21 protein-coding genes are annotated in these 19,488 nt (G+C 72.4%); 14 read left to right on the top strand and 7 right to left on the bottom strand.

Annotated features, from left to right (window positions below):
• Window positions 1-25 precede the first annotated feature (25 nt).
• Window positions 26-436 carry a hypothetical protein gene (locus HCN51_RS32425; RefSeq protein WP_168014684.1) on the bottom strand — a complete coding sequence of 137 codons (411 nt, stop codon included), beginning with the start codon at window positions 434-436 and terminating at the stop codon, window positions 26-28.
• 203 nt (window positions 437-639) lie between these two features.
• Here HCN51_RS32425 and HCN51_RS32420 point away from each other — a divergent pair, with 203 nt between their 5' ends.
• Complete coding sequence (locus tag HCN51_RS32420; protein ID WP_168014682.1) at window positions 640-1,545, top strand: hypothetical protein; 906 nt, start codon at window positions 640-642, stop codon at window positions 1,543-1,545.
• On the opposite strand, the gene HCN51_RS32415 is transcribed toward HCN51_RS32420, so the two are convergent.
• Entirely contained in the window at window positions 1,521-2,333 is an 813-nt protein-coding gene (locus tag HCN51_RS32415) for a hypothetical protein (protein ID WP_168014680.1), read from the bottom strand. The two genes, HCN51_RS32420 and HCN51_RS32415, sit on opposite strands and share 25 nt — an antisense overlap.
• 138 nt (window positions 2,334-2,471) lie before the next feature.
• On the opposite strand from HCN51_RS32415, the gene HCN51_RS32410 reads away from it, so the two are divergent.
• The 4 genes from HCN51_RS32410 to HCN51_RS32395 are packed head-to-tail and all read left to right on the top strand — an operon-like array spanning window position 2,472 to window position 6,439.
• Window positions 2,472-3,173, top strand: coding sequence for a vWA domain-containing protein (locus HCN51_RS32410; RefSeq protein WP_168014678.1), 702 nt, complete (start codon window positions 2,472-2,474; stop codon window positions 3,171-3,173).
• On the top strand, window positions 3,170-4,150 hold the full coding sequence (locus tag HCN51_RS32405; protein WP_168014676.1) for a protein phosphatase 2C domain-containing protein: 981 nt from the start codon (window positions 3,170-3,172) through the stop codon (window positions 4,148-4,150). The genes HCN51_RS32410 and HCN51_RS32405 overlap by 4 nt, the downstream gene beginning before the upstream one ends.
• Window positions 4,151-4,171: 21 nt before the next feature.
• Window positions 4,172-5,242: a protein kinase family protein gene (locus HCN51_RS32400; protein WP_168014675.1), complete on the top strand. Its 1,071-nt coding sequence runs from the start codon at window positions 4,172-4,174 to the stop codon at window positions 5,240-5,242.
• On the top strand, window positions 5,243-6,439 hold the full coding sequence (locus HCN51_RS32395; protein ID WP_168014673.1) for an FHA domain-containing serine/threonine-protein kinase: 1,197 nt from the start codon (window positions 5,243-5,245) through the stop codon (window positions 6,437-6,439). It begins immediately after the preceding gene.
• Between the two features lie 31 nt (window positions 6,440-6,470).
• On the opposite strand, the gene HCN51_RS32390 is transcribed toward HCN51_RS32395, so the two are convergent.
• Complete coding sequence (locus HCN51_RS32390; RefSeq protein WP_168014671.1) at window positions 6,471-8,015, bottom strand: type 1 periplasmic-binding domain-containing protein; 1,545 nt, start codon at window positions 8,013-8,015, stop codon at window positions 6,471-6,473.
• Window positions 8,016-8,198: 183 nt separating this feature from the next.
• On the opposite strand from HCN51_RS32390, the gene HCN51_RS32385 reads away from it, so the two are divergent.
• Both HCN51_RS32385 and HCN51_RS32380 read left to right on the top strand, forming a co-directional pair.
• Window positions 8,199-8,849: a hypothetical protein gene (locus HCN51_RS32385; protein ID WP_168014669.1), complete on the top strand. Its 651-nt coding sequence runs from the start codon at window positions 8,199-8,201 to the stop codon at window positions 8,847-8,849.
• Between the two features lie 119 nt (window positions 8,850-8,968).
• Entirely contained in the window at window positions 8,969-9,373 is a 405-nt protein-coding gene (locus tag HCN51_RS32380; protein ID WP_206068134.1) for a GNAT family N-acetyltransferase, read from the top strand.
• A gap of 29 nt (window positions 9,374-9,402) precedes the next feature.
• Here HCN51_RS32380 and sigJ read toward each other — a convergent pair whose 3' ends face one another.
• The gene (sigJ, locus tag HCN51_RS32375; RefSeq protein WP_168014665.1) at window positions 9,403-10,302 is read right to left on the bottom strand and encodes an RNA polymerase sigma factor SigJ; all 900 of its coding nucleotides are present in this window, start codon (window positions 10,300-10,302) and stop codon (window positions 9,403-9,405) included.
• 144 nt (window positions 10,303-10,446) lie between these two features.
• On the opposite strand from sigJ, the gene wrbA reads away from it, so the two are divergent.
• Window positions 10,447-11,055 carry an NAD(P)H:quinone oxidoreductase gene (gene wrbA / locus HCN51_RS32370; RefSeq protein ID WP_206068133.1) on the top strand — a complete coding sequence of 203 codons (609 nt, stop codon included), beginning with the start codon at window positions 10,447-10,449 and terminating at the stop codon, window positions 11,053-11,055.
• A 152-nt stretch (window positions 11,056-11,207) separates the two neighbouring features.
• Entirely contained in the window at window positions 11,208-12,188 is a 981-nt protein-coding gene (locus HCN51_RS32365; RefSeq protein ID WP_168014663.1) for a TAXI family TRAP transporter solute-binding subunit, read from the top strand.
• Between the two features lie 44 nt (window positions 12,189-12,232).
• On the opposite strand, the gene HCN51_RS32360 is transcribed toward HCN51_RS32365, so the two are convergent.
• Together HCN51_RS32360 and HCN51_RS32355 are read right to left on the bottom strand one after the other, a co-directional pair.
• On the bottom strand, window positions 12,233-13,633 hold the full coding sequence (locus HCN51_RS32360; protein ID WP_168014661.1) for an ATP-binding protein: 1,401 nt from the start codon (window positions 13,631-13,633) through the stop codon (window positions 12,233-12,235).
• Window positions 13,634-13,640: 7 nt separating this feature from the next.
• Window positions 13,641-14,363 carry a response regulator transcription factor gene (locus tag HCN51_RS32355; protein WP_168014659.1) on the bottom strand — a complete coding sequence of 241 codons (723 nt, stop codon included), beginning with the start codon at window positions 14,361-14,363 and terminating at the stop codon, window positions 13,641-13,643.
• Window positions 14,364-14,542: 179 nt separating this feature from the next.
• Between HCN51_RS32355 and HCN51_RS32350 the strand changes: the two genes are divergently transcribed.
• Genes HCN51_RS32350 through HCN51_RS32330 form a run of 5 tightly spaced genes read left to right on the top strand, consistent with a single transcriptional unit; the run spans window position 14,543 to window position 18,305 of the window.
• Window positions 14,543-15,568 (top strand): tripartite tricarboxylate transporter substrate-binding protein, encoded by a 1,026-nt coding sequence (locus HCN51_RS32350; RefSeq protein ID WP_168014657.1) that lies wholly within the window; start codon window positions 14,543-14,545, stop codon window positions 15,566-15,568.
• Window positions 15,565-16,026, top strand: coding sequence for a tripartite tricarboxylate transporter TctB family protein (locus HCN51_RS32345; RefSeq protein WP_168014655.1), 462 nt, complete (start codon window positions 15,565-15,567; stop codon window positions 16,024-16,026). The genes HCN51_RS32350 and HCN51_RS32345 overlap by 4 nt, the downstream gene beginning before the upstream one ends.
• Before the next feature lie 24 nt (window positions 16,027-16,050).
• Window positions 16,051-17,556, top strand: a complete 1,506-nt coding sequence (locus HCN51_RS32340; protein WP_168014653.1) for a tripartite tricarboxylate transporter permease — start codon at window positions 16,051-16,053, stop codon at window positions 17,554-17,556.
• A 45-nt stretch (window positions 17,557-17,601) separates the two neighbouring features.
• Window positions 17,602-17,913, top strand: a complete 312-nt coding sequence (locus HCN51_RS32335) for a hypothetical protein (RefSeq protein ID WP_206068132.1) — start codon at window positions 17,602-17,604, stop codon at window positions 17,911-17,913.
• On the top strand, window positions 17,889-18,305 hold the full coding sequence (locus tag HCN51_RS32330) for a PIN domain-containing protein (protein WP_168014651.1): 417 nt from the start codon (window positions 17,889-17,891) through the stop codon (window positions 18,303-18,305). Before HCN51_RS32335 ends, HCN51_RS32330 begins: the two co-directional genes overlap by 25 nt.
• 7 nt (window positions 18,306-18,312) lie before the next feature.
• On the opposite strand, the gene HCN51_RS32325 is transcribed toward HCN51_RS32330, so the two are convergent.
• Complete coding sequence (locus tag HCN51_RS32325; protein WP_168014649.1) at window positions 18,313-19,434, bottom strand: AAA family ATPase; 1,122 nt, start codon at window positions 19,432-19,434, stop codon at window positions 18,313-18,315.
• Window positions 19,435-19,488 lie beyond the last annotated feature (54 nt).

Here is a 19,488-nt window from a genome sequence, read left to right as displayed (position 1 = left end):
GATCGGGCCCCGCGGCCCGCTGAGGTCAGGCGGCGTCGAGCGCTTCGACGATCTTGCGGCTCATGTCGGTCAGCGTGGGGCTGGGGTCGCCCTGACCGCTCCGGATGGCCGCCTCGACGGCGACGAGGACGGTGCCGCGGAAGTTCGCGGCCTCGGCGGGGGACTGCTGCTTGAGCAGGGCCATGGAGGCGGTCAGCGCCGGAAGCACCTGGTCGGCGAGGGCGGCGACGGTCTTGCCGTACGTCACGCCCTTGGGCGCCTTGGCCAGCACGTGCCCGACCGGGCCGGTCGCGGAGGTCAGGGCGATGGAGCCGTGCGTGGCGACCTTGTGGGCCGACCCGGCGGCGCCGGCGGCCGACATCAGCGAGACGGCGCCCCAGGCGGCGATCCGGAGGGTGAGCTGGTCCTGGTCGGTGAGGGCGAGGGTGACGGACATGGCGGGTGCTCCTTCGGCTGGTCGGGCTGTGGTGGAACGGACAGGCGCCGCACCGTTCATGCCGCTACGATCGCGGACCGCCCTGACGCGGGGCCGACACCGCACTGACGCGCCCGCTGACACGGCATGCGGCGCCGCGCCCGTTCTGTCGGTCCCGTACGGCAGGCTGCCACCTGACCGACGACGACCCGAGAAGGACACCCGTGGCCCGCCTGCTCCGCCATCTCGACGAAGTGCTCTACGCCCAGTACGGCCGGCTCTGCCTCTACGGCGCCACCGACTGCCCGGAGTTCTGCGACGAGGAGGAGGAGATGTACCACGCGAACGTGGACGTCCGCCTGGAGGCGTGGGACGCCGAGCCGCCCGGCCCGGGCCCCGGCTGGAGGCCGATCGGGCGGCGGAGCTTCACGGCCGTGACGGGCGTGATCGAGATGGGTGTGCTGGACGACAGCGGCACCCCGTTCCTGATCGGCCCGCCCTGGTTCGAGTACGGCCTGACGGTGCACGTTCATGCCGTCAACTGCCTGCGGTGGTCGTTGCGGTTCTGGCCGGTTCGCGATGTGTTCGACCCGCTCGTGCACGCGAGACCGAAGGGCCCGGTCGAGGCCGTGTCCCGCCGGGTGCCCGTGCCGGTGACCACGGCAGGGCAGTGGGCGGCCATGCGGCCGGACGGGTCCGGCCGCTCCGGAAGTGGTCAGTGGTGGCTGGCCGGCCGCAGGTTCCACCCGTTCGAGGAGAGTCCGCTTGCCCGCGCTCTGAACCCCGGCCGCATGCCCACCTTCCTGCTCCCGTCGCGCCCGCTCCACGAGGAGCTCGACCTGCGCGACAAGGAGCCGGGCAGCGCCTACCGGGCGTGGCGCTGGGAGCGGCGCACCGCCGACGGCCGGCCTGAGGACGGCAACCTCCTGGCGGGCAGGATCGTGCACGTGCGTGACGTCCAGGGTGGTCGCGTTCTGGCCTCGGGGATCGTGACGTTACTCGGCGTGGAGGAGGACGGCCGTCACTACGTCCGCGACGCGGAGCCGCACGAGGCGGCGCGGGTGCTGTGCGCCGAGGAGACCTGGGCCGAAGGGACGGGTGGCGGTCAGAAGGGGCCGACGTCCGGGTAGCCGGCCTTGATGACGGCCTTGCGGGTCTTCGCGTCGAGTTTCTTCTCGCTGATGACCTTGCCGGGAGCCGGCGGATTGATCTTCACCGTGGCGCCCCAGCCGGAAAACCGGGTGTCGGTGTGGAAGGCCATCTTGTCATATGAGGTGCTGTCGCCGTCCGGATAGGTCGTGGTGTCGACAATCGCGCGGGTGAGCAGGTTGTTCTTGTCGAAGTACAGCTGGAATTCGACGTCGCCCTCGCCGGCCGACTTGTCGTGGCGGAAGTCGGCGAGTTTCGCGGTGCCCGCATATTCGCCGGTCGTCACTTCCGCGGAGTTGTCCAGCATGAACTGCAGGTCCGCCGGTGTGACGCCCATGTCGAGGAGGCTGTTCTCGCGCTCGCTGGTGCGCGCCTGGATCCAGGAACGGCCGGCGGGCAGTGCCTTGGCGATGCCGGGGTTGGTCACGTAGGCGTTCTTGCCCTCGGCGACGACCCGGTAGGGCGGGCTGGCCGCCTTCTGGCGGGAGGACATGCTGACGCGCAGGTCGGCGCCGCGTACGGTGCCCTTGCCGAAGGCGAGGGTGCCGGTGGAGCGGGTGTTCACCTGCACCTGCATCGCCTGCTCGTCGACGCTGAAATCGACGGTGATGCTGCTGGATTCGACGATTTTCACGCCCTTGCCGGGGGCCAGTTGGGCCTTGAGTGCTTTCACCGGGTTCGCCGCCTGCGCGGTCGCGGCGGAGGCCGTCTGGGCGGGTAAGGCCAGCGCGCACAAGGTCACGGCCGCTGCGGCGAGGAAGGTTTTCATCAGCGTCCTTACAAGGGGAGAGACAGGGCAGGGAAAACAGTAAAGGCATGGTGCCGGTGAGATAAGCGATGCCGCGTAACAATCGAGCGCAGCTCGATGCTTGCCAAGACCGGCAATCGCCATCAGGATGAAAAGCCGATGAGATCGGCCAACGGGCGCCCGCGCGCCTTCCCCTTCTACATCGTCTGCGACGTGTCGCACTCGATGCACACGGCCCGCGACGACGGACGCCCCACCCCCTTCGAGATTCTCTCCAACTGCGTCGGGGAGCTGCTTTTCGAGCTGGAGGCGGGCGATCCGGGCGTCAGCGAGGCCGCGCACGTCGCCGTGGTGTCCTTCTCCGACAAGGTCGAGCTGGTGCTCCCGCTGACCAGGCCGTGCGATGCGATCAGGGTGCCGGCGCTGCGGCCGGGCCGGCAGACCGACTATCTCGGGGTCTTCAGCGAGCTGGTGAAGATCCTGCAGAAGGATCACCGGAAGCTGTCCAGGCAGTTCGACGTGCGGGCGCCGGTCGTCTTCTTCATCACCGACGGCGAGCCGTACGTCGGCGAATCCCACCAGGGCGTCGAGGTCTGGGGGCCGGCGCGCGACCGGCTGGCGGCGCTGCAGCCGGCCCCGTACATCGTGGCGCTCGGGTTCGGGACGGTGCGGGAGGAGACCTTACTGCGGGTCGCGTCCACGCTCAGGGGCGAGGTGCTGGCGTTCGCGGGCGAGGTCGCGACGGGGGCGGCCACGGTGCTGCACGGCATCGCGCAGGCCGTCTCCGACAGCATCAGCGCCTCGGTCAACCGGAACACGGCCGTGCTGCGCGGGCCCGACGGGATGCGGCAACTGCGATGATCGCGGCGGCACTGGCGGGGTTGCTCCTGGCCCGGGGATGGGTGGGCTGGGGGTCGGCGTTGTGGATGGTGACCGGGGCCGTCGGGGGTGGCGGGGCCGTCCTGGCCGGGCAGTTGCTGCTCAGGCGCCGTACCCGTACCACGACCGACGGCAGGACGCCGCTCGGCCCGCTGCCGCAGCCCCAGCCCGTGCTGCTGGCGGGCGGCGCGGACTCGCGCGCGCCGGGCGTCGCGCTCGACGCCGGCATGCTGGCGCAGACCACGGTACGGGCGGCGAGCCTGCGCGGCCGGCGCCACCGCTATCGGGGCGAGCCGCTGCAGGACGCCTACGCCGTGCGGCTGAGCGCGGACGGCCGCTGGGTGATCGCGGCCGTGGCCGACGGCCTCGGCAGCACGTCGCACGCCGAGCACGCCGCCGCCGTGGCCGTTCGCGCCGCGACGAACCTCTCCCTGACCCCCGACCTCGGCTGGCACGCGGCCTTCGCGACCGTCGCGGGGGAGGTCATGCGCGCCACCGCCCGGCTCCAGGGCGGCGGACGGAGAGCGTCGGGCCCGCCCGCCACGACATTGACGATCGGCGTGGTGCCCGCGGACGGCCGGCGCGGCATCGCGGCGTGCGCGGCCATCGGCGACTCCCCGGCGCTGTGGCTCCATGACGGCATGTGGACCGAGCTGTTCCCGCCGGAGGGCCGGCGGCCGGGCAACGTCACCTCGTCCCTGCCGGACGACCTCGGTGAGCTGCGCGAACGGCAGATCGATTGGGGGCCGGGCGATGTGCTCGTCCTGTGCAGCGACGGGTTCGGAACGGCGATGGGCGGCGGCGGCAGCCTGCTCGCCCAGCGGCTCGTCACCTCGTGGCGCTCCCCGCCGGCGCTGCGCAGCTTCCTGTGCGACGTGGACTTCCAGCTCTCGACCTACGACGACGACCGGACCGTGCTGGCGTTGTGGGCGGGTCGCCACGACACGGCCGTCCTGTGACAGGAGTGCGGCGGCCCGAGCATGAACCCCCCAGATGTGGTCGACGAAGCCGACCTGAAGCCCGCCGCGGACGCGGCGGCGTACCAGCTGCGCCCCGGTGGCCAGGCGCGCAGCCTGACGCCGTGCGAGGTCGCCGGCGTCCCCGGGCGGTTGCTGTTCAAGCGGTACGACGAGGAGACGCTGGCGGGCCTCGACGAGGACGCCCTGCTCGCCATGGTCCGCTGGCGCCGCGAGCTCCCCCGCCAGGACCGCGCCGCCCTCGACCGCCGCTGCGCGTGGCCGGTCGCGGCAGTGCGTTCGTCCACAGGCTCGGATGCGGCGCCGCATGGGGACGGCCGGATCGTCGGCATCCTGATCAGGCCCGCGCCGGAGCAGATGTTCGTCGGGCTGCGCGACCGGATGGTGCCGCGGCACCTCGACGAGCTCACCCGCTCCCCCGACCGGGTCGAGGCCCTGCGCGAGCAGTACGGCACGCGTTACTACGAGCCGCCGTACAAGCTGGCCGTCCTCGGCCGGCTGCTCTCGACCGTGCAGTGGCTGCACGAGCGCGGGTACGTGGTGGGCGACCTGCAGCTGCGCAACGCCGTCTTCACCATCGACCCGGCACCGGCGGTGTACCTGCTCGACTGCGACTCGTGCGTGCCGGCCGGCGGGCGCGGCGCCCTGCCGGAGGCCGACCCGGAGCAGTGGAAGCTGCCCCGCGAGGGCGCGTTCACGCCGGAGTCGGACTACTACAAGCTCGCCTGGGCGCTCGTGCGGTGCCTCCAGGAGAGCGCCGAGACGTGGACGCTGGACGAGGCCGCGCTGGCCAGGGTCCTGCCGTCGCGCCACATCACCCTGATCAAGCAGTGCCTGGACGGCCCGCCGGAGTCGGTGGACACCGCGCGCTGGCGGGCGGCGGGCGAGTCGTGGCGCTGGCTCGTCACCCCCGGGCGCATCTACGTCGAGACCGACGCGAACCTGCGCGAGGCGTGGCGCCGGGGCAGGTCTGCGGTGGGCAACGGCTCGGCCGCCCGGCGCGGGGGAGTCGTGGTGCTGATCGTCGTCCTGGCGGCGATCGCCGTCGTCGCCCTGGTCACGTTAGGAGTCTGAATGAGCACCGGCGAGCCGCGGCGCATCGGGCCCTACGAGGTGCTCGGCCGCCTGGGGGCCGGCGGCCAGGGGACGGTCTACCTCGCGCGGGGCGAGATGGGCCGGGTCGCGATCAAGGTGATCCACGCGCAGGGGGCGGCGGATCCGCGGGCGCGCAGGTGGTTCGCGGACGAGGTGGCGATCGCGTCGCGGGTGCCCAGGGCGTACACGGCGATGATCATCGACGCGGCCGTCGACGGGGACCAGCCGTACATCGTGAGCGAGTACGTGGAGGGCCCGTCCCTCCAGGAGCTCGTCGACACGCACGGGCCACTGTCGGGGTCCGCGCTCGAACGCCTGGCGACGTACACGGCCACGGCCCTGGCGGCCATCCACGGCGCGGGCGTCGTCCACCGGGACCTCAAGCCCGCGAACGTGATCATCGGCCCGGACGGGCCCAGAGTCGTGGACTTCGGCATCGCGCGGGCGCTGGAGGCGACCGCCGCGATCACCACTCCCGTGGGGACACCCGCCTACCTCGCGCCCGAGCAGGTCGGCGGGGCCGAGACCGAGGTCGGCCCCGCGGCGGACGTGCACGCGTGGGCGGCCACGGTGTACTTCGCCGCCACCGGCAAGGCGCTGTTCTCGGGGAGCAACGTGGCGTTCATCATCAACCGCGTCCTGAACGAGACGCCCGACCTGGGGATGATCGCCGAGCCGCTGCGCTCGCTGATCGCCGGCTGCCTCGACAAGGACCCGTCGCGGCGGCCGACCGCCATGCAGCTGCTCGGCCGCCTCGTCGGCTACCAGGCGGAGAGCGAGCGCGCGACGATGCCGCGCACCGTGGTCCTGCCGGCCGCGCTCGGGACGCTGAAGGAGACGACCACGCTGGGCAGCGGGCCCGCCGCCGACATCGTCGTCCCCGGGGCGGGGATCGCGCCCGCGCACGCCACCGTCCGCAGGGTGAGCGCCGGCTACCGGCTGCACGATCACAGCGGCGGGCTCGGGACGTTCATCGACGGCCGGCCCGTCCTCTACGCGACGCTGCGGCCCGGCGACCGGTTCAGGATCGGCACGGCGGTGCTGCGGCTCGGGGAGGAGGGGGAGCTGGAGCACGTACGGCTCGTGCGCGCGCCGGCCGTGCGCCGGTGGCTCCCGCTGCTCCTCCTCGCCGCGCTCCTCGCGGTCACGGTGATCGCCGTGGTGAGGGGATCGTGACGGAGCGCGGGCCAGGAGATCGTGACCGGGTTCAGGGGATCGTGACGGGGGTGGGCGTGGTGACGTTCACCCGCTCCCCCGTCTTGGAGTCGAGGGTGAACGCGCCGCTCGCGCCGCGGATCACGTTCGTGCCGGTGAACAGGTAGAGCTGCCCGCGCACCGCCGCCGCGGACGGCAGGCTGAGCTGCGACGGGTCCACGCCGATCGCGGCCTTCTGCACCGCCGTGGCCGCCGCCGTCACCGCGTCGTACGAAAGGATCGCCAGCCCGCTGCCCAGATGCCCCGCAGGGAACGTCACCCCGTGGTGCGGCGCCACGAACTCGGCGCGGAAGTCACGGTAGAGCTGATGGTGCGGGTTGTCTTCGCGGTCGAGCCGCACCGGGTCGGCGAGCGGCACGAACATCACCTTGATCGGCGCCTCCGGGTCGTGCAGCGACGGGTCGTTCGGGTCCTGGTCCTGGGCGTCGTCGCCGGTCACGACCGTGATGGGCGTGGAGCGGCAGGGGCGGCTGCGCAGCAGCTTGAGGAAGGTGGGCATGAACGCCTGGCGGCCCGCGTAGAAGATCATGTCGGTCTTCGTCCCGCAGATCGTGTCGCTGATCGTCCGCAGGAGTGACGGGCCGCCGCGCGGGTCGAAGGGGAAGCTGAGCCCGGACCTGTCGACGTACGGCTTCAGCCCCAGCTTCGGGTCGAGGAAGGCGTCCTTGAGCGAACGGGCGTACAGGTCCTTGGTGCCCTGCGGGGTCACGTCCGCCCACATGAGGGCCGCGTTCCCGCCGACCTTCTTCTTCTTGAACTCCTCGGCGATGGCGGCGAGCTGGGCCGACGTGCTGACCGCGGTGCGGGTGAGCCCCGGGATGGGCCCCGCGCCGTCGATCTCGCCCGTGGTGTTGAACCCGGCCGCCGTGATGAAGTCGGCCACCATCGGAATCCCCGGATCCTTCGCCAGCGCCCGCGCGGCGTCGATGCTCTCCTGCTGGCTCGGGCCCATCCCGGTGACCGCGACGATCTGGCCCGGGCTGCCCGTCGCGCCCGTCGCGGCGTTGCGCCGCACCGCCTGCACGGTCGTCCGCCACTTCGAGCCGTCGTGGCCGGTGTTGGCGAGCAGGAGCCGGATCTTCGGGAACGTCTCCGACCGGTTGGCCCGGTACTGCCCGATGAACGCCCCTTCGAGCTGGTGCAGCGCCCGCTCCCCGACCAGCCCCCGCGGCCCCGCGCCCATCGGGGCCATGAGCGCGATCGTGCTGTAGTCCTTGCCCTGGGCGACCTGACGGTTCTCCGCCGCGATGGCCTCCAGCACCTGCTGGTACTGCTTGCCGAGCACCATCGTGCCGTCGGCCGGGTCCATCAGCCCGACACATTCGTCGTCGACGGCCACGACGTCGCCGCTCTTCGTCTCGCAGCCGCCGAACGGCCACCACCCCTGGGTGTAGTTCACGAGCACGACGGTGGAGATCAGGACGGCGACCACCACGACGATCACCACCAGGCGGCGCTGGAAGAGCATGCCGGCCTGCCTCAACAGGCGTAAGGCGCGCGCGGCCGGGGAGGGTGCCGGTGCCGGTTCGTCATACATGGGGGACTCCAAGCCGTCACTGATCCCAGGACCGTGCAGCGCTCTCGCACGCTTCTCTCCCTGGGGCGGCGGGAGCCTAAACTCATCGTCATTAAAACGTGATCAACGGCGGGCGGACAACCACCGTCAGGGGACCCCGGGATAGATGGGGCAGAAGGGGACGTACTACAGCACAATCGAGGCATGGGAAACCCTCGGCACCCCGATCCGCGGGACTACCCCGGCGTGGCCGCCACCCTGGTCGTGATCCTGGTGGTGCTCCTGCCGGGCGGCCTGGCCTTCAGCGTCCACAAGTACCTGAAAGGCCCCGCCCCGGCCGTGGCCCTGCACGAACCGGCGCCGAGCCCCACCCCCAAGAGCCAGGACCGGCAGATCGACGCCGCCGAGTTCGGCGACTGGAACTTCCGGATGGACGGCGTCGCGTTCCAGGCCGAGCGGGTGGGCGGCTGGACGTACGACTCCTGCGCCCCCGTCGACAGGGACGGGCTGCTGGCCGAGTACCGGTGCGCCCGCGCCGTCCAGCTCGCCTACTCCGCCTACAAGGGCCACCTCAAGGCCGTACAGGTCATCCTCGCCTTCCCCACCGAGAAGGCCGCCGCCGCCACCGCCGAACGCCTCGCCAAGTCCTCGCGTGGCGTGAAGTGGCGGCGGGACAAGGTGCTCGGCACGTACGTCTACGGGCGCATCCGGTCGGGCGCGAGCAAACGGTACGTCGTCTACACGGCCGTCACCGCCGACAAGACCGCCCAGGCCAAGGCCGCCCGCTTCCACCAGTACCTGCACGCGGACCACCTGAACTACTTCCTCTTCCGCGAGCCGGCCGTCACGAGCTGAGCCCGGGGTCCTCCTGTGCCCTTCCGCCGCGGTGGGGGCGGGGCCGGTTCCTAGGGCTACGATCGCGGATCGTGGAGAATTGGGGGCTTCGTCCGGCTTTGGCGTCGGATGTGGAGAAGATGGCCGAGCTGCGGGCCGTCGTGCTGCGGCCGGACCTCGAACGGCTCGGACGGTACGACGAGCACCGCGTCCGGCAGCGGTTCAGGGACGCGTACGAGCCGGCCCACGCCTGGATCATCGAGGTGGACGGCGCCTTCGCCGGCTGCGTCGCCCTGCGGCGCGAGCCGGACGAGTACTGGCTGGAGCACTTCTTCCTGGACCCCAGGCTGCAGGGCCGGGGCATCGGGTCGGCCGTGCTGGGCCGGCTGCTGGAGCGGTGCGACCGCGAGGGCGCCGCGGTGCGGCTGAACGTGTTGCGGGGCAGCCAGGCCCGGCGGCTGTACGAGCGGCACGGGTTCACGGTCGAGTCGCAGGACGAGGTGGACGTCTGGATGGTCCGCACCCCGGCGCAGGCCAGCCCGTAGTTCGGAGCTGGTGTGCGGTCCTGCGCGCGTCAGCTCGTAGTCCAGGGGCGGAGCTTGTCCGGGTTGAGCACCGCCCAGATGTGCTGGATCCGGTCGCCCGCCACGTCGAACGCCAGCACCGACACGGTCACGCCGCCGAGCTGGGCCACGAGCCCGGGCCGGCCGTTGACCATGCGCTCCACGAGCCGCAGGCCGGACACCGCGTCCATCCGCCCGGCGAGGAAGCGCGCGATCTCCTCGGCCCCCTGCACCGGGCGGGGAGCCGCCGTGACCAGGCCGCCGCCGTCGCCCGTCGCCGTGGCCTCCGGGTCGAGCAGGGCGATGAGGGCGCCGATGTCCTTGCCCTCCCAGGCCCGCTTGAAGGCCCGGACGACGCCGGCCTGCTGGGCGGCCGGCGTCGCGGGGGCCTGCGCGGCGCGGGAGTCGCGGATGCGGCGGCGGGCCGAGGTGGCGAGCTGCCGGCAGGCCGCCGGGCTGCGCCCGACGATCTCCGCGACCTCGGCGAACGGGTAGCGGAAGACGTCGTGCAGGATGAACGCGACCCGCTCGGCCGGCGTCATCGACTCGAGGACGACGAGGAAGGCCATGTTGACCGACTCGTCGAGGGTGATCCGGTCGGCCGGATCCCCCTCGGGCAGGTCGGGCAGCGGCTCCGGCACCCACTCGCCCACGTAACGCTCGCGCCGGACCCGGGCCGAGCCGAGCAGGTCGAGGCAGATGCGGCCGGCGACCTTCGTCAGCCAGGCCGCCGGCGACTCGATCGCCTCCTGCTGCTGTCGCGACATGGCGTACCAGCGGGCGTACGTCTCCTGCACGACGTCCTCGGCGTCGGCGAGCGAGCCCAGCAGCCGGTAGGCGAGGTTGATCAGGTGGCGGCGCTCGCTCATGATCGCGGTCAGGCTCGGGTCCTGCCCTGGTGAGGTGGTCATGACGGCGCCGGCTCCCTCGGTCGTTCTGCCTTCTCCCCGGTACGACGAAACGCGGGGCCGGAATGTGAGGCCGGGGGCCGCCTCACATCACGCGCGGCTACGTCGTCGTACCGGCGAACAGAACCCCCGAGAAGGGACCCGATCATGGAAACCGTCAACGTGGCCATCGTCTATTACAGCGCCACGGGCACCGTGCACGCCCTGGCGCGGGCCGCCGCCGAGGGCGCGGAGAAGGCCGGCGCCGACGTGCGGCTGCGCAAGGTCGCCGAGCCCGCGCCGCCGGAGGTGATCGACACCAGACCGGAGTGGGCCGAGCATGTCCGCGACACCGCCGACGTCCCCGTGGCCACGGTGGACGACCTGGCCTGGGCCGACGCCGTGCTGTTCGGGACGCCGACCCGCTTCGGCAACCCGGCCAGCCCGCTGCGCGCCTTCATCGAGGCCGCCGGGCCGCTCTGGTTCCAGGGCAAGCTGGCGGACAAGGTGTACTCGGCGTTCACCGCCTCCAACACCGCGCACGGCGGGCAGGAGTCCACGATCCTGGCGCTGGCGAACACGTTCTACCACTGGGGCGGCATCATCGTCCCGCCCGGCTACACCGACCCGATCCAGTTCCAGTCCGGCAACCCGTACGGCGCCTCGCACGTGGCCGGCGAGGGGCCGGTGAGCGAGGTGGCCCTGCAGTCGGCCCGCCACCAGGCCCGCCGCGTCACCGAGACCGCCGCCGCCTTCAAGACGGGCCGCGCCGCCTGAGCCGGCCACCCGCTCGGTCGCGCCCCCTGAGCCGGGTTCGGTCGTGCTGCCTGAGCCGGGCTCGGTCGTGCTGCCTGAGCCGGGCTCGGTCGCGTCGTGAGCCGGCGCCATGCTCGGCCGTGCCGCCCGGCGTTCGTCCGTATCATCGCGGCATGGTGCGCGACCCCGAGCCACGGCCACGCCTCAGCCGGCGGGCGGTGCTGCTGGGCGCCGGCGGGCTGGTCGCCGGGTGCTCCCGGCGGCGCGAGGCCGGCGAGGTGCGGCTGCGGCTGGCGACCGGCCCGGCCGGGGCGGTCTACCGGCGCATCGGCGGGTCGCTGGCCGCGCACATCTCCGAGCAGGTGCCGGGCGCGACGGTGACGACCGTGCCGAGCCGGGCGTCCACCGACAACATCCGGATGTTACGGGCCGGCGCGGTGCACCTGGGCCTGACCAGCCTGGACGCGCTGATCAGCACGGACGGCCGGGCGCCCGGCGGCCTCTCGGCGGTCTGCCGGTTGTACGACAGCCACCTGCACCTGGTGGTCCTGGCCGGCTCGGCGATCGACGCGTTCGGCGACCTCAAGGGGCGGCGCGTGTCGCTGGGCGCCCGCGACTCCGGCACCGAGTTCATCTCGCTGCGGGTGCTGGGGCTCGGGCCGGTCCGCGCCGACGTCCGTTACCTCAGCCAGGCCGAGTCGGCGGCGGCACTGCGCGACGGCGAGATCGACGCGATGTTCTCGCTGACCGGCGTCCCGACGCCGGCGATCACGGAGCTGGCGCAGCGGCGGCCGATCCGGCTCATCCCGCTGGACGCGCAGGCGGACGCGCTCTTCACCGCCTTCCCCGGCCCCTACGCCCCGGCCACGATCCCCGCCACCGCGTACGCGGGCGTCCCGGCCACCCGCACGGTCGCCGTCCCGAACGTGCTGCTCGCCCGCGACGACCTGCCCGCCGACCTGGTGTACGCCATCACCGACACGATCTTCACCCACACCGGCACGATCACCTCGGCGAGCCGCGACGAGGACGGCGCGGCCGTGCCCGACGCGGTGCCCGAGGCGTGGCAGATCAACGTGCGGACGGGGATCGCCACCGCGTCGGTCCCGCTGCACCCGGGAGCGGCGGCCTGGTTCCGCGACCACAAACGCTGACCTGGCCGCGACCACAAACGCTGACCTGGTCGCGACCACAAACGCTAATCCGGTGGTGCGACGGGCAACGTGATCACGGCGGCGAACCCGTGCCCCGACCCGTCCGGCCGCGGCAGCCCGTCCTCCAGCCGCAGCTCACCCCCGGCCGCCCCCACGAGGTCGGCGCAGATGGCCAGCCCGAGCCCGGTCCCCGGCACGTTCTGGTGCCGGGGTGACCGCCAGAACCGCCGCAACGCCTGTGCCCGTTCTGCCACGTCGATGCCCTGCCCGTCGTCCCGCACGGAGATGATCACCACCCCGCCGGGGCCGGTGCGCGCGCTCACCTCCACCACCCGCGCCTCCGACAGCCGCAACGCGTTGCTGACCAGCTCGTCCAGAATGCTCCCCAACCCTCCGGTGGGCTCCAGCAGCCGCAGCCCGCCCGGCACGTCCACGGTGAGCGTCTGCCCCGCCGTCCCGGTCAGGGCCCGCCACCGATCCACGCGGGTCGCGAGCACCGCGTCGAGCTCCACCGGCGAGGCCGTCCTGATGCTCTCCATCCGCGCGCTGGCCTGCAACGAGTTCAGCAGCCGCTGCATGGCCTTCACCTCGTCCACGGCCACCTCGTACACCGGCCGCCCGTCTCCGGCCAGGTGCGGCTCCAGGCTCTCGACGGCGAGCCGCAGGCTGGTCAGCGGGTTGCGCAGCTGGTGGGAGGCGTCGGAGACGAACGCGCGCTGCCGCTGCACGGCGTTCTCCACGGCGTCCATCATGGTGTTGAACGAGCCGGCGAGCCGCCGCAGCTCGACGGGCCCGGCCTCGGCGTCGGCGCGGATGGTGAGGTCGCCCTGGGAGATGCGCGAGCTGGCGGCGTCCAGCTCGCGCACCGGACGCAGCACCCATGCCGACACCGGCCAGGCGACGGCGACCAGCGCGATGAGCGGCAGCAGCCCGAGGCCGGCGAGGCGGGCCCATTGCAGCAGGACGCGGGAGCGGGTCCGGGTCAGGTCGGAGATGGTGACGACGGCGCCGACGACCTCGCTGTCCCGGCCGACGGGCTCGGCGACGACGAGGGCGGAGCCGTCCCAGGGCGCCCATGCGCCGGACGGCTCCGAGCGGGTGCCCGCCAGTGCCGCGGTCACGATCCTGGGCAGCGCGGGCTCGGCCCCGGCCGCCTCCCGGTAGGCGCGGGCGGGCCCGAGCAGCACGGTGCCGGAGGTGTCGATCACGGCGGCGGGGATGCCGTACAGCTCGTGGTAGCGCTCCAGCTCCCGCTGCAGGGCCTCGGTGCGCCCGGTCGACAGCGCCGTCTCGGCCAGCGACGCGAACCGGCCGACGTCGCCGAGCCGGTCCACGTACGTCTCCTGCATCTCGCGCTCGGCCAGGGTGACGCTGTGCGGCACGCCGAGCGCCGCGACGAGCAGCACCGCGAGCGGCACCAGGACGACGAGCAGGCGACGGCGCACGGCCGCGTCAGCCGGTCGGCTCCGGCCGGCCGGTCGGCCCGGGGCCGGGGGCCGGATCCGAGAGGGGGCCGGCCTGGAGCCGGTAGCCGACCCCGTGAAGGGTGCGGATGGGCACGGAAGGCCCGAGCTTGTGCCGCAGCGCGGCGATGTGCGTGTCGAGGGTGCGGCTGGAGGACTCCCAGGTCGCGCCCCAGATCTGGTCGAGGATGACGTCGCGGCTGACCACGTTCGGGGCGCGGCGGGCCAGCAGCAGGAGCAGCTCGAACTCCTTGCGCGTCAGCGTCACGGGCGTGCCTCCGACGGTGACCTCGCGGGTGCCGACGCCGATGCGCATCGGGCCGAGCGTGAGCGGCTCGCCGGGCTCGCTCATGGCCCGCGCCACGCGGGTGCGCCGCAGGACGGCGTCGATGCGGGCGAGCAGCTCGGGGACGCCGAACGGTTTGACGATGTAGTCGTCGGCGCCGGCGCGCAGGCCGCGTACCCGCTCATGTTCCTCGGAGCGCGCGGTCACGGCGATGACGGCCGTCTCGGGACGGTCGCGCAGCTTGCGGATCACGTCGAGGCCGTCGCCGTCGGGCAGGCCCAGGTCGACGAGGACCACGTCGGAGGGGGCGGCGCGCACGGCCTCTGCGGCGGTGGCGAGGCGGTGCACCTCGAAGCCCGCCTGGGCCAGGACGGTCACCAGGCCCCGCGCCACGCGGTCGTCATCCTCGATGATCGTGATCCGCATACCGGCGGATTGTACGGCGAGGATCAACGCTTGTGTTAGCCCTTCACTTCTTGGGATTCTTCTGACATCCAGCGCATTCCTTGGGATTTCTCTGACACCATCCGCGTCCCTGCCAGCCGAGACTGAGGCAGCCGCGCACTCACCGACACACGGGCATGCGCTGACGAGGAGGTCGCGAGATGAGAACGACCAGCAGACACCGGGGCATCACCCGGATGATCACCGCGATCGGCGTCCTGTCGCTCGTCGCCGCCTGCTCCGGAGGAAACGGGGGCAACGGCACCGCGCCCGCCGGCGGCGGTTACCCGGACAAGAACATCACGTTCGTCGTGCCGTTCAGCGCCGGCGGCCCCACCGACACCGTCACCCGCATGATCGCCGAGCCGATGGCCGCCAAGCTCGGCGGCAAGATCGTCGTACAGAACGTGGAAGGAGCGGGCGGCACCGTCGGCGCGGGAGAGGTCGCGCGGGCCCAGCCCGACGGCTACACCGTGCTCATGCACCACATCGGCATGTCCACCGCGCCCGCCCTCTACCAGAACCTCGGCTACAAGCCCCTAGAGGACTTCCAGACGGTCGGGCTCGTCACCGAGGTGCCGATGACGATCGTCGCCCGCAAGGACTTCGAGCCCAAGACGCTCCAGGAGCTCGTCACCTACGTCAAGGCGAACGCCTCCAAGGTCACCCTCGCCAACGCCGGCATCGGCGCCGCCTCCCACCTGTGCGGCCTGCTGTTCCAGACCGCCGCCGGCGTCAAGCTCCAGGAGGTCCCGTACGAGGGCACCGGGCCCGCCCTCACCGACCTCGTCGGCGGCCAGGTCGACTTCATGTGCGACCAGACGACCAACACCAGCGGCCAGATCTCCGCGGGCGAGGTCAAGGCGTACGCGGTCACCACGCCCGAGCGCGTCAAGAGCCTGCCCGACCTGCCCACCACCACCGAGGCCGGGCTGCCGCAGCTCAAGGTCAGCGTCTGGCACGGCCTGTACGTTCCGAAGGGCACGCCCCAGGACGTCGTCCAGAAGCTGTCGGAGGCGCTGAAGGTGGCGCTGGCCGACCAGAAGGTCATCGACCAGATGGCCAAGCTCGGCACCGCCCCCGTCAAGGCCGCGGACGCCACCCCCGAGGCGCACCGGGCCCGCCTCCAGGAGCAGATCACCACGTGGGGCAAGGTGATCGCCGACGCCGGGGTCAAGGCCGGGTGAAGCGCCGCCGCTCCCTCCCCGACGTCCTCGCGGGAGCCGTCTTCGTCCTGATCGGCGGCGCGTTCGCGCTGGGGTCGCTCGGCTACGAGCTGGGCACCCCGCTGCGGATGGGCCCCGGCGCCTTCCCCCTGCTGGTCGGCGCGATCGTCGCCGCGCTCGGCCTGGCGATCGTCGTCAAGGGCCTCGTCGCGGGCGAGCTGATCGCGTTCGGGACGATCCCGTGGCGGGCCGTCGCCGTCATCGTGCTCGCCCTGCTGTTCTTCGGGTTCACCGTACGAGGGCTCGGGTTCGTCCCCGCGTCGGCCGTGACGGCCCTGCTCACGACGCTGGCCAGCACGCGCGTCCGCCCGCTCATGGCCGTGGCCGTGGCGGCCGGGCTCACCGTGGCCGGCACGCTCATCTTCGTCGTCGGACTCCAGCTGCGGATCCCGCTCGTCGGCCCGTGGCTGGGGGCCTGACACGGCCTTTCGGATCGAGAGGGCATGGAACTCCTCGACAACCTCGCACTGGGCTTCTCGACCGCCCTCCTCGTCCAGAACGTCCTCTACTGCTTCGTCGGCGTGCTCCTCGGCACCGCCGTCGGCGTGCTGCCCGGCATCGGGCCGACCGCGACGGTGGCGATGCTGCTGCCGATCACGTTCAGCTTCGAGCCCGTCACCGCGTTGATCATGCTGGCCGGCATCTACTACGGCGCCCAGTACGGCGGCTCCACCACCGCCATCCTCATCAACCTGCCTGGCGAGTCGTCGGCCGCGGTCACCGCACTTGACGGGCACGAGATGGCCCGCCAGGGCCGCGCCGGCTCCGCGCTGGCCACCGCCGCGGTCGGCTCGTTCGTCGCGGGCACCATCGCCACCGTCGTCCTCGCCGTCGCCGCCCCACCCCTGGCCCGCGTCGCCCTGCGGTTCGGCCCCGCCGAATACTTCTCGCTGGTGCTGCTCGGCCTCATCGTCTCGGTCGCGCTGGCGCGCGGCACCACGCTCAAAGCCCTCGCCATGATCGCGCTCGGCGTCCTGCTCGGCACCATCGGCCAGGACATCTACACCGGAACCCCCCGATTCGTCTTCGAGCAGCGCGAGCTGTACGGCGGCATCGACTTCGTCTCCGTCGCCGTCGGCATGTTCGGCGTCGCCGAGATCCTGCGCAACCTGGAGAACGAGCACACCCGCACCCTGCTCGTCTCCAAAGTGCGCGACCTCTGGCCCACCCGCGAGGATCGGCGCAGGATCGTCGGCCCCATCCTGCGCGGCACCGGCCTCGGCGCCGCGCTCGGTGTCCTGCCCGGCGGCGGGCACGTGCTGGCCTCCTTCACCTCGTACGCCGTGGAGAAACGCATCTCCAAACGGCGCGCGGAGTTCGGCCACGGAGCCATCGAAGGCGTCGCCGGCCCCGAGTCCGCCAACAACGCCGCCGCGCAGACCTCGTTCATCCCCCTGCTCACCCTCGGCCTGCCCGCTCACCCCGTCATGGCGCTCATGGTCGGCGCGTTCATCGTCCACGGCATCACCCCCGGCCCGAACGTCATCACCGAGGAACCCGCGCTGTTCTGGGGCCTGATCGCGTCGATGTGGATCGGCAACGTGCTCCTGGTGCTGCTGAACCTGCCGCTCATCGGCATCTGGGTCCGCATGCTGCACATCCCGTACCAGGTGCTCTTCCCGATGATCATCCTGTTCGCGGCCATCGGAACGTACTCGCTGTCGTTCAACGCCTTCGACGTCTACGCCATCGTCTTCTTCGGCCTGCTCGGCTACGTCCTCATCAAGTGCGGCTGCGAACCCGCCCCGCTGTTGCTCGGCTTCGTCCTGGGCCCGCTGCTGGAGGAGAACCTGCGCCGCGCCCTCATCATCTCCCGCGGCGACGCCACCGTCTTCGTCACCCGCCCCATCTCCGGCATTCTCCTGCTCCTGGCGGGGGCCGCTCTCGCGATCACCGTCCTGCCGGCGATCCGCAAACGCCGCGAGGTCGTCTTCGCCGAGGACGACTGACGCCCACCGGCCGCGCTTTGCTACTTCGAGTAGTAAAGTGGGCCCATGAAGATGCCGGAGCAGGAGTTCGCCCCAGGAGACGGGCCCGCGGCGAAGGTCAGCGTGTCCCTGAGGGCGGGCAACATCCGCGCCGTCCGCGAACGGGTCGGCGCCCGTGGATTCTCCGCCTACGTCGATGCGGCTGTCGAGCGGCAGATCGAGCGGGACCTCCTGGAGGAGGCGCTTCAGGCGAACGAGGCCGCCGCCGGGCCGATCCCGCAGTCCGTGCGTGACGAGGCGGCGGAGCTGTTCCGGCACGTCAGGTCGGCGCCCGAACTCCAGGAGGAGGACGGATGGCGCGGGCGCGAAGCAGGCTGAGCGCGGGCACCGTGGTGCTCGACTGCGAAGGGCTCGTGAAGTGGTGCGAGGCCGACCAGCGGGTGACCGCGCTCGTCCGGGAGGCGCAGGACAACGACTTCCGGGTCGTGGTGAGTGCCATGACGCCGATCGAGGCCCACGACGTCCGCCTGAAGAGCGATCGCCTCAGGTGGCACCTGTCCCGGCTGAAGGTCGAGCCCGTGACGGAGGAGATCTCGTCGCGGGCGATCGAGCTGCTTCGCGAGGCCCGTCTGCACGGCCACAAGTACGCCATCGACGCCGTCGTGGCCGTCACCGCGCGGCGATCGGTACGTCCTGTCATCGTGCTCACCTCCGACGAGGACGACATGAGCAAGCTGTGCGGCAAGACCGTGCAAGTGGTGGCGGTGTGAGCAGCGGCTAGGGCCGCGGGCCGAGCCAGCCGGTCCGGGCGAGGATGGCGTCGACCACCTGGCCGGACGTGCGGCCGTCGGTCGGGATGTGGACCTCGCCGATGCCGGCCCGCTCCAGGGCGGTGGCGGTGGCCACCGCCTCGTCGGCGAGCTGGAGGAGCCGCGCCGTGGGCTGACCGCGCAGCGGGTCGCCCGGTTGTGACCAGTCGCTGCCCTGGCCGCGTCGTACGATGCGGCGCGTCAGCTCCTCGCGGCCCGCGTGCAGGCGGCACAGCGTGAGACGGGCTCCGGGAAGGGCCTCGGCGTACGTCTTGATCGTGGTCTCGTCGCGTACGGGGCCGGTCACCACCAGGACCTGCGCCCCGGCGGCCCGGTAGGTGCGCCACAGGGATGCCAGGTTGCGGGCCCTGAGCTGGTGGTCGTCGGGGTCGTCCGAAGGGACGGGGGCGCGGAAGCCGATCTGGCCGAGGTCGACGTACGCGGCGGTGCGGCCGGCGCGCAGGGCGCGCATGAAGAGCTCGAAGCCGGCCGTCGACTTGCCGACGGCCGTCGTGCCGCACAGCCACATCACCGGGTCGCCGTCGAACGTCACCTGCGGGAGCTCGGGCACCGGTTCCTCGCTCGGGCCGGGCCAGGTGCCGATGCGTTCCGAGACCAGCCGGGCCACCTCGGCCGGCGCCAGGCCGTCGGTGTCCACGGTCACGTCGGCGAAGTCGCTCGCGTCGAGCGCGTCGGCCTCCCGCAGGACGTCCTCGATCTGATCGGCGCTGCCGCCGCGGCCGGTGAAGCGCCGCCGCAGCTCCTCGCGGCCGGCTCGCAGCCGGCAGACGGTCAGGGCGGTGCGCGGCACCTGGCCTGGGCGGACGCCATGAGCGGGGTCGAGGACGCCCGAGACGATGAGGCACCGGGCGCCGGCCGCCTGGAAGCCGGCGGCCACCGCGTCGAGGTTGCGGGCCTTCATGCGGTGCCGGCCGGGGTCGTCGGAGGGCTCCGGGTAGCAGATGCCGAGCTGGTCGATGTCGACGTAGGCGGCCGCGACGCCGTCGCGCTTGAGACGGGAGTAGATCTCCCAGGCGACCGTGGTCTTGCCGACTCCCGGCGGGCCGCACAGCCACAGAACAGGGATCACGACATTCCCGGCACGGAGATGGAGGCCATGGTGAGCATTGTCGCCATCCGGTTC

The organism is Nonomuraea composti (assembly GCF_012034275.1).
Lineage (GTDB): Bacteria > Actinomycetota > Actinomycetes > Streptosporangiales > Streptosporangiaceae > Nonomuraea > Nonomuraea composti.
The sequence above is the reverse complement of the archived record's forward strand: the minus strand, read 5'-3'. Positions and strand labels throughout refer to the sequence as shown.

Bases quoted from the DNA above. Each gene is read 5' to 3' on its own strand.
- HCN51_RS32425 (WP_168014684.1), bottom strand. From the start codon at position 436: ATGTCCGTCACCCTCGCCCTCACCGACCAGGACCAGCTCACCCTCCGG.
- HCN51_RS32415 (WP_168014680.1), bottom strand. From the start codon at position 2,333: ATGAAAACCTTCCTCGCCGCAGCGGCCGTGACCTTGTGCGCGCTGGCC.
- HCN51_RS32410 (WP_168014678.1), top strand. From the start codon at position 2,472: ATGAGATCGGCCAACGGGCGCCCGCGCGCCTTCCCCTTCTACATCGTC.
- HCN51_RS32405 (WP_168014676.1), top strand. From the start codon at position 3,170: ATGATCGCGGCGGCACTGGCGGGGTTGCTCCTGGCCCGGGGATGGGTG.
- HCN51_RS32400 (WP_168014675.1), top strand. From the start codon at position 4,172: ATGAACCCCCCAGATGTGGTCGACGAAGCCGACCTGAAGCCCGCCGCG.
- HCN51_RS32395 (WP_168014673.1), top strand. From the start codon at position 5,243: ATGAGCACCGGCGAGCCGCGGCGCATCGGGCCCTACGAGGTGCTCGGC.
- HCN51_RS32390 (WP_168014671.1), bottom strand. From the start codon at position 8,015: ATGTATGACGAACCGGCACCGGCACCCTCCCCGGCCGCGCGCGCCTTA.
- HCN51_RS32385 (WP_168014669.1), top strand. From the start codon at position 8,199: ATGGGAAACCCTCGGCACCCCGATCCGCGGGACTACCCCGGCGTGGCC.
- HCN51_RS32380 (WP_206068134.1), top strand. From the start codon at position 8,969: ATGGCCGAGCTGCGGGCCGTCGTGCTGCGGCCGGACCTCGAACGGCTC.
- sigJ (WP_168014665.1), bottom strand. From the start codon at position 10,302: ATGACCACCTCACCAGGGCAGGACCCGAGCCTGACCGCGATCATGAGC.
- wrbA (WP_206068133.1), top strand. From the start codon at position 10,447: ATGGAAACCGTCAACGTGGCCATCGTCTATTACAGCGCCACGGGCACC.
- HCN51_RS32365 (WP_168014663.1), top strand. From the start codon at position 11,208: ATGGTGCGCGACCCCGAGCCACGGCCACGCCTCAGCCGGCGGGCGGTG.
- HCN51_RS32355 (WP_168014659.1), bottom strand. From the start codon at position 14,363: ATGCGGATCACGATCATCGAGGATGACGACCGCGTGGCGCGGGGCCTG.
- HCN51_RS32350 (WP_168014657.1), top strand. From the start codon at position 14,543: ATGAGAACGACCAGCAGACACCGGGGCATCACCCGGATGATCACCGCG.
- HCN51_RS32340 (WP_168014653.1), top strand. From the start codon at position 16,051: ATGGAACTCCTCGACAACCTCGCACTGGGCTTCTCGACCGCCCTCCTC.
- HCN51_RS32335 (WP_206068132.1), top strand. From the start codon at position 17,602: ATGAAGATGCCGGAGCAGGAGTTCGCCCCAGGAGACGGGCCCGCGGCG.
- HCN51_RS32330 (WP_168014651.1), top strand. From the start codon at position 17,889: ATGGCGCGGGCGCGAAGCAGGCTGAGCGCGGGCACCGTGGTGCTCGAC.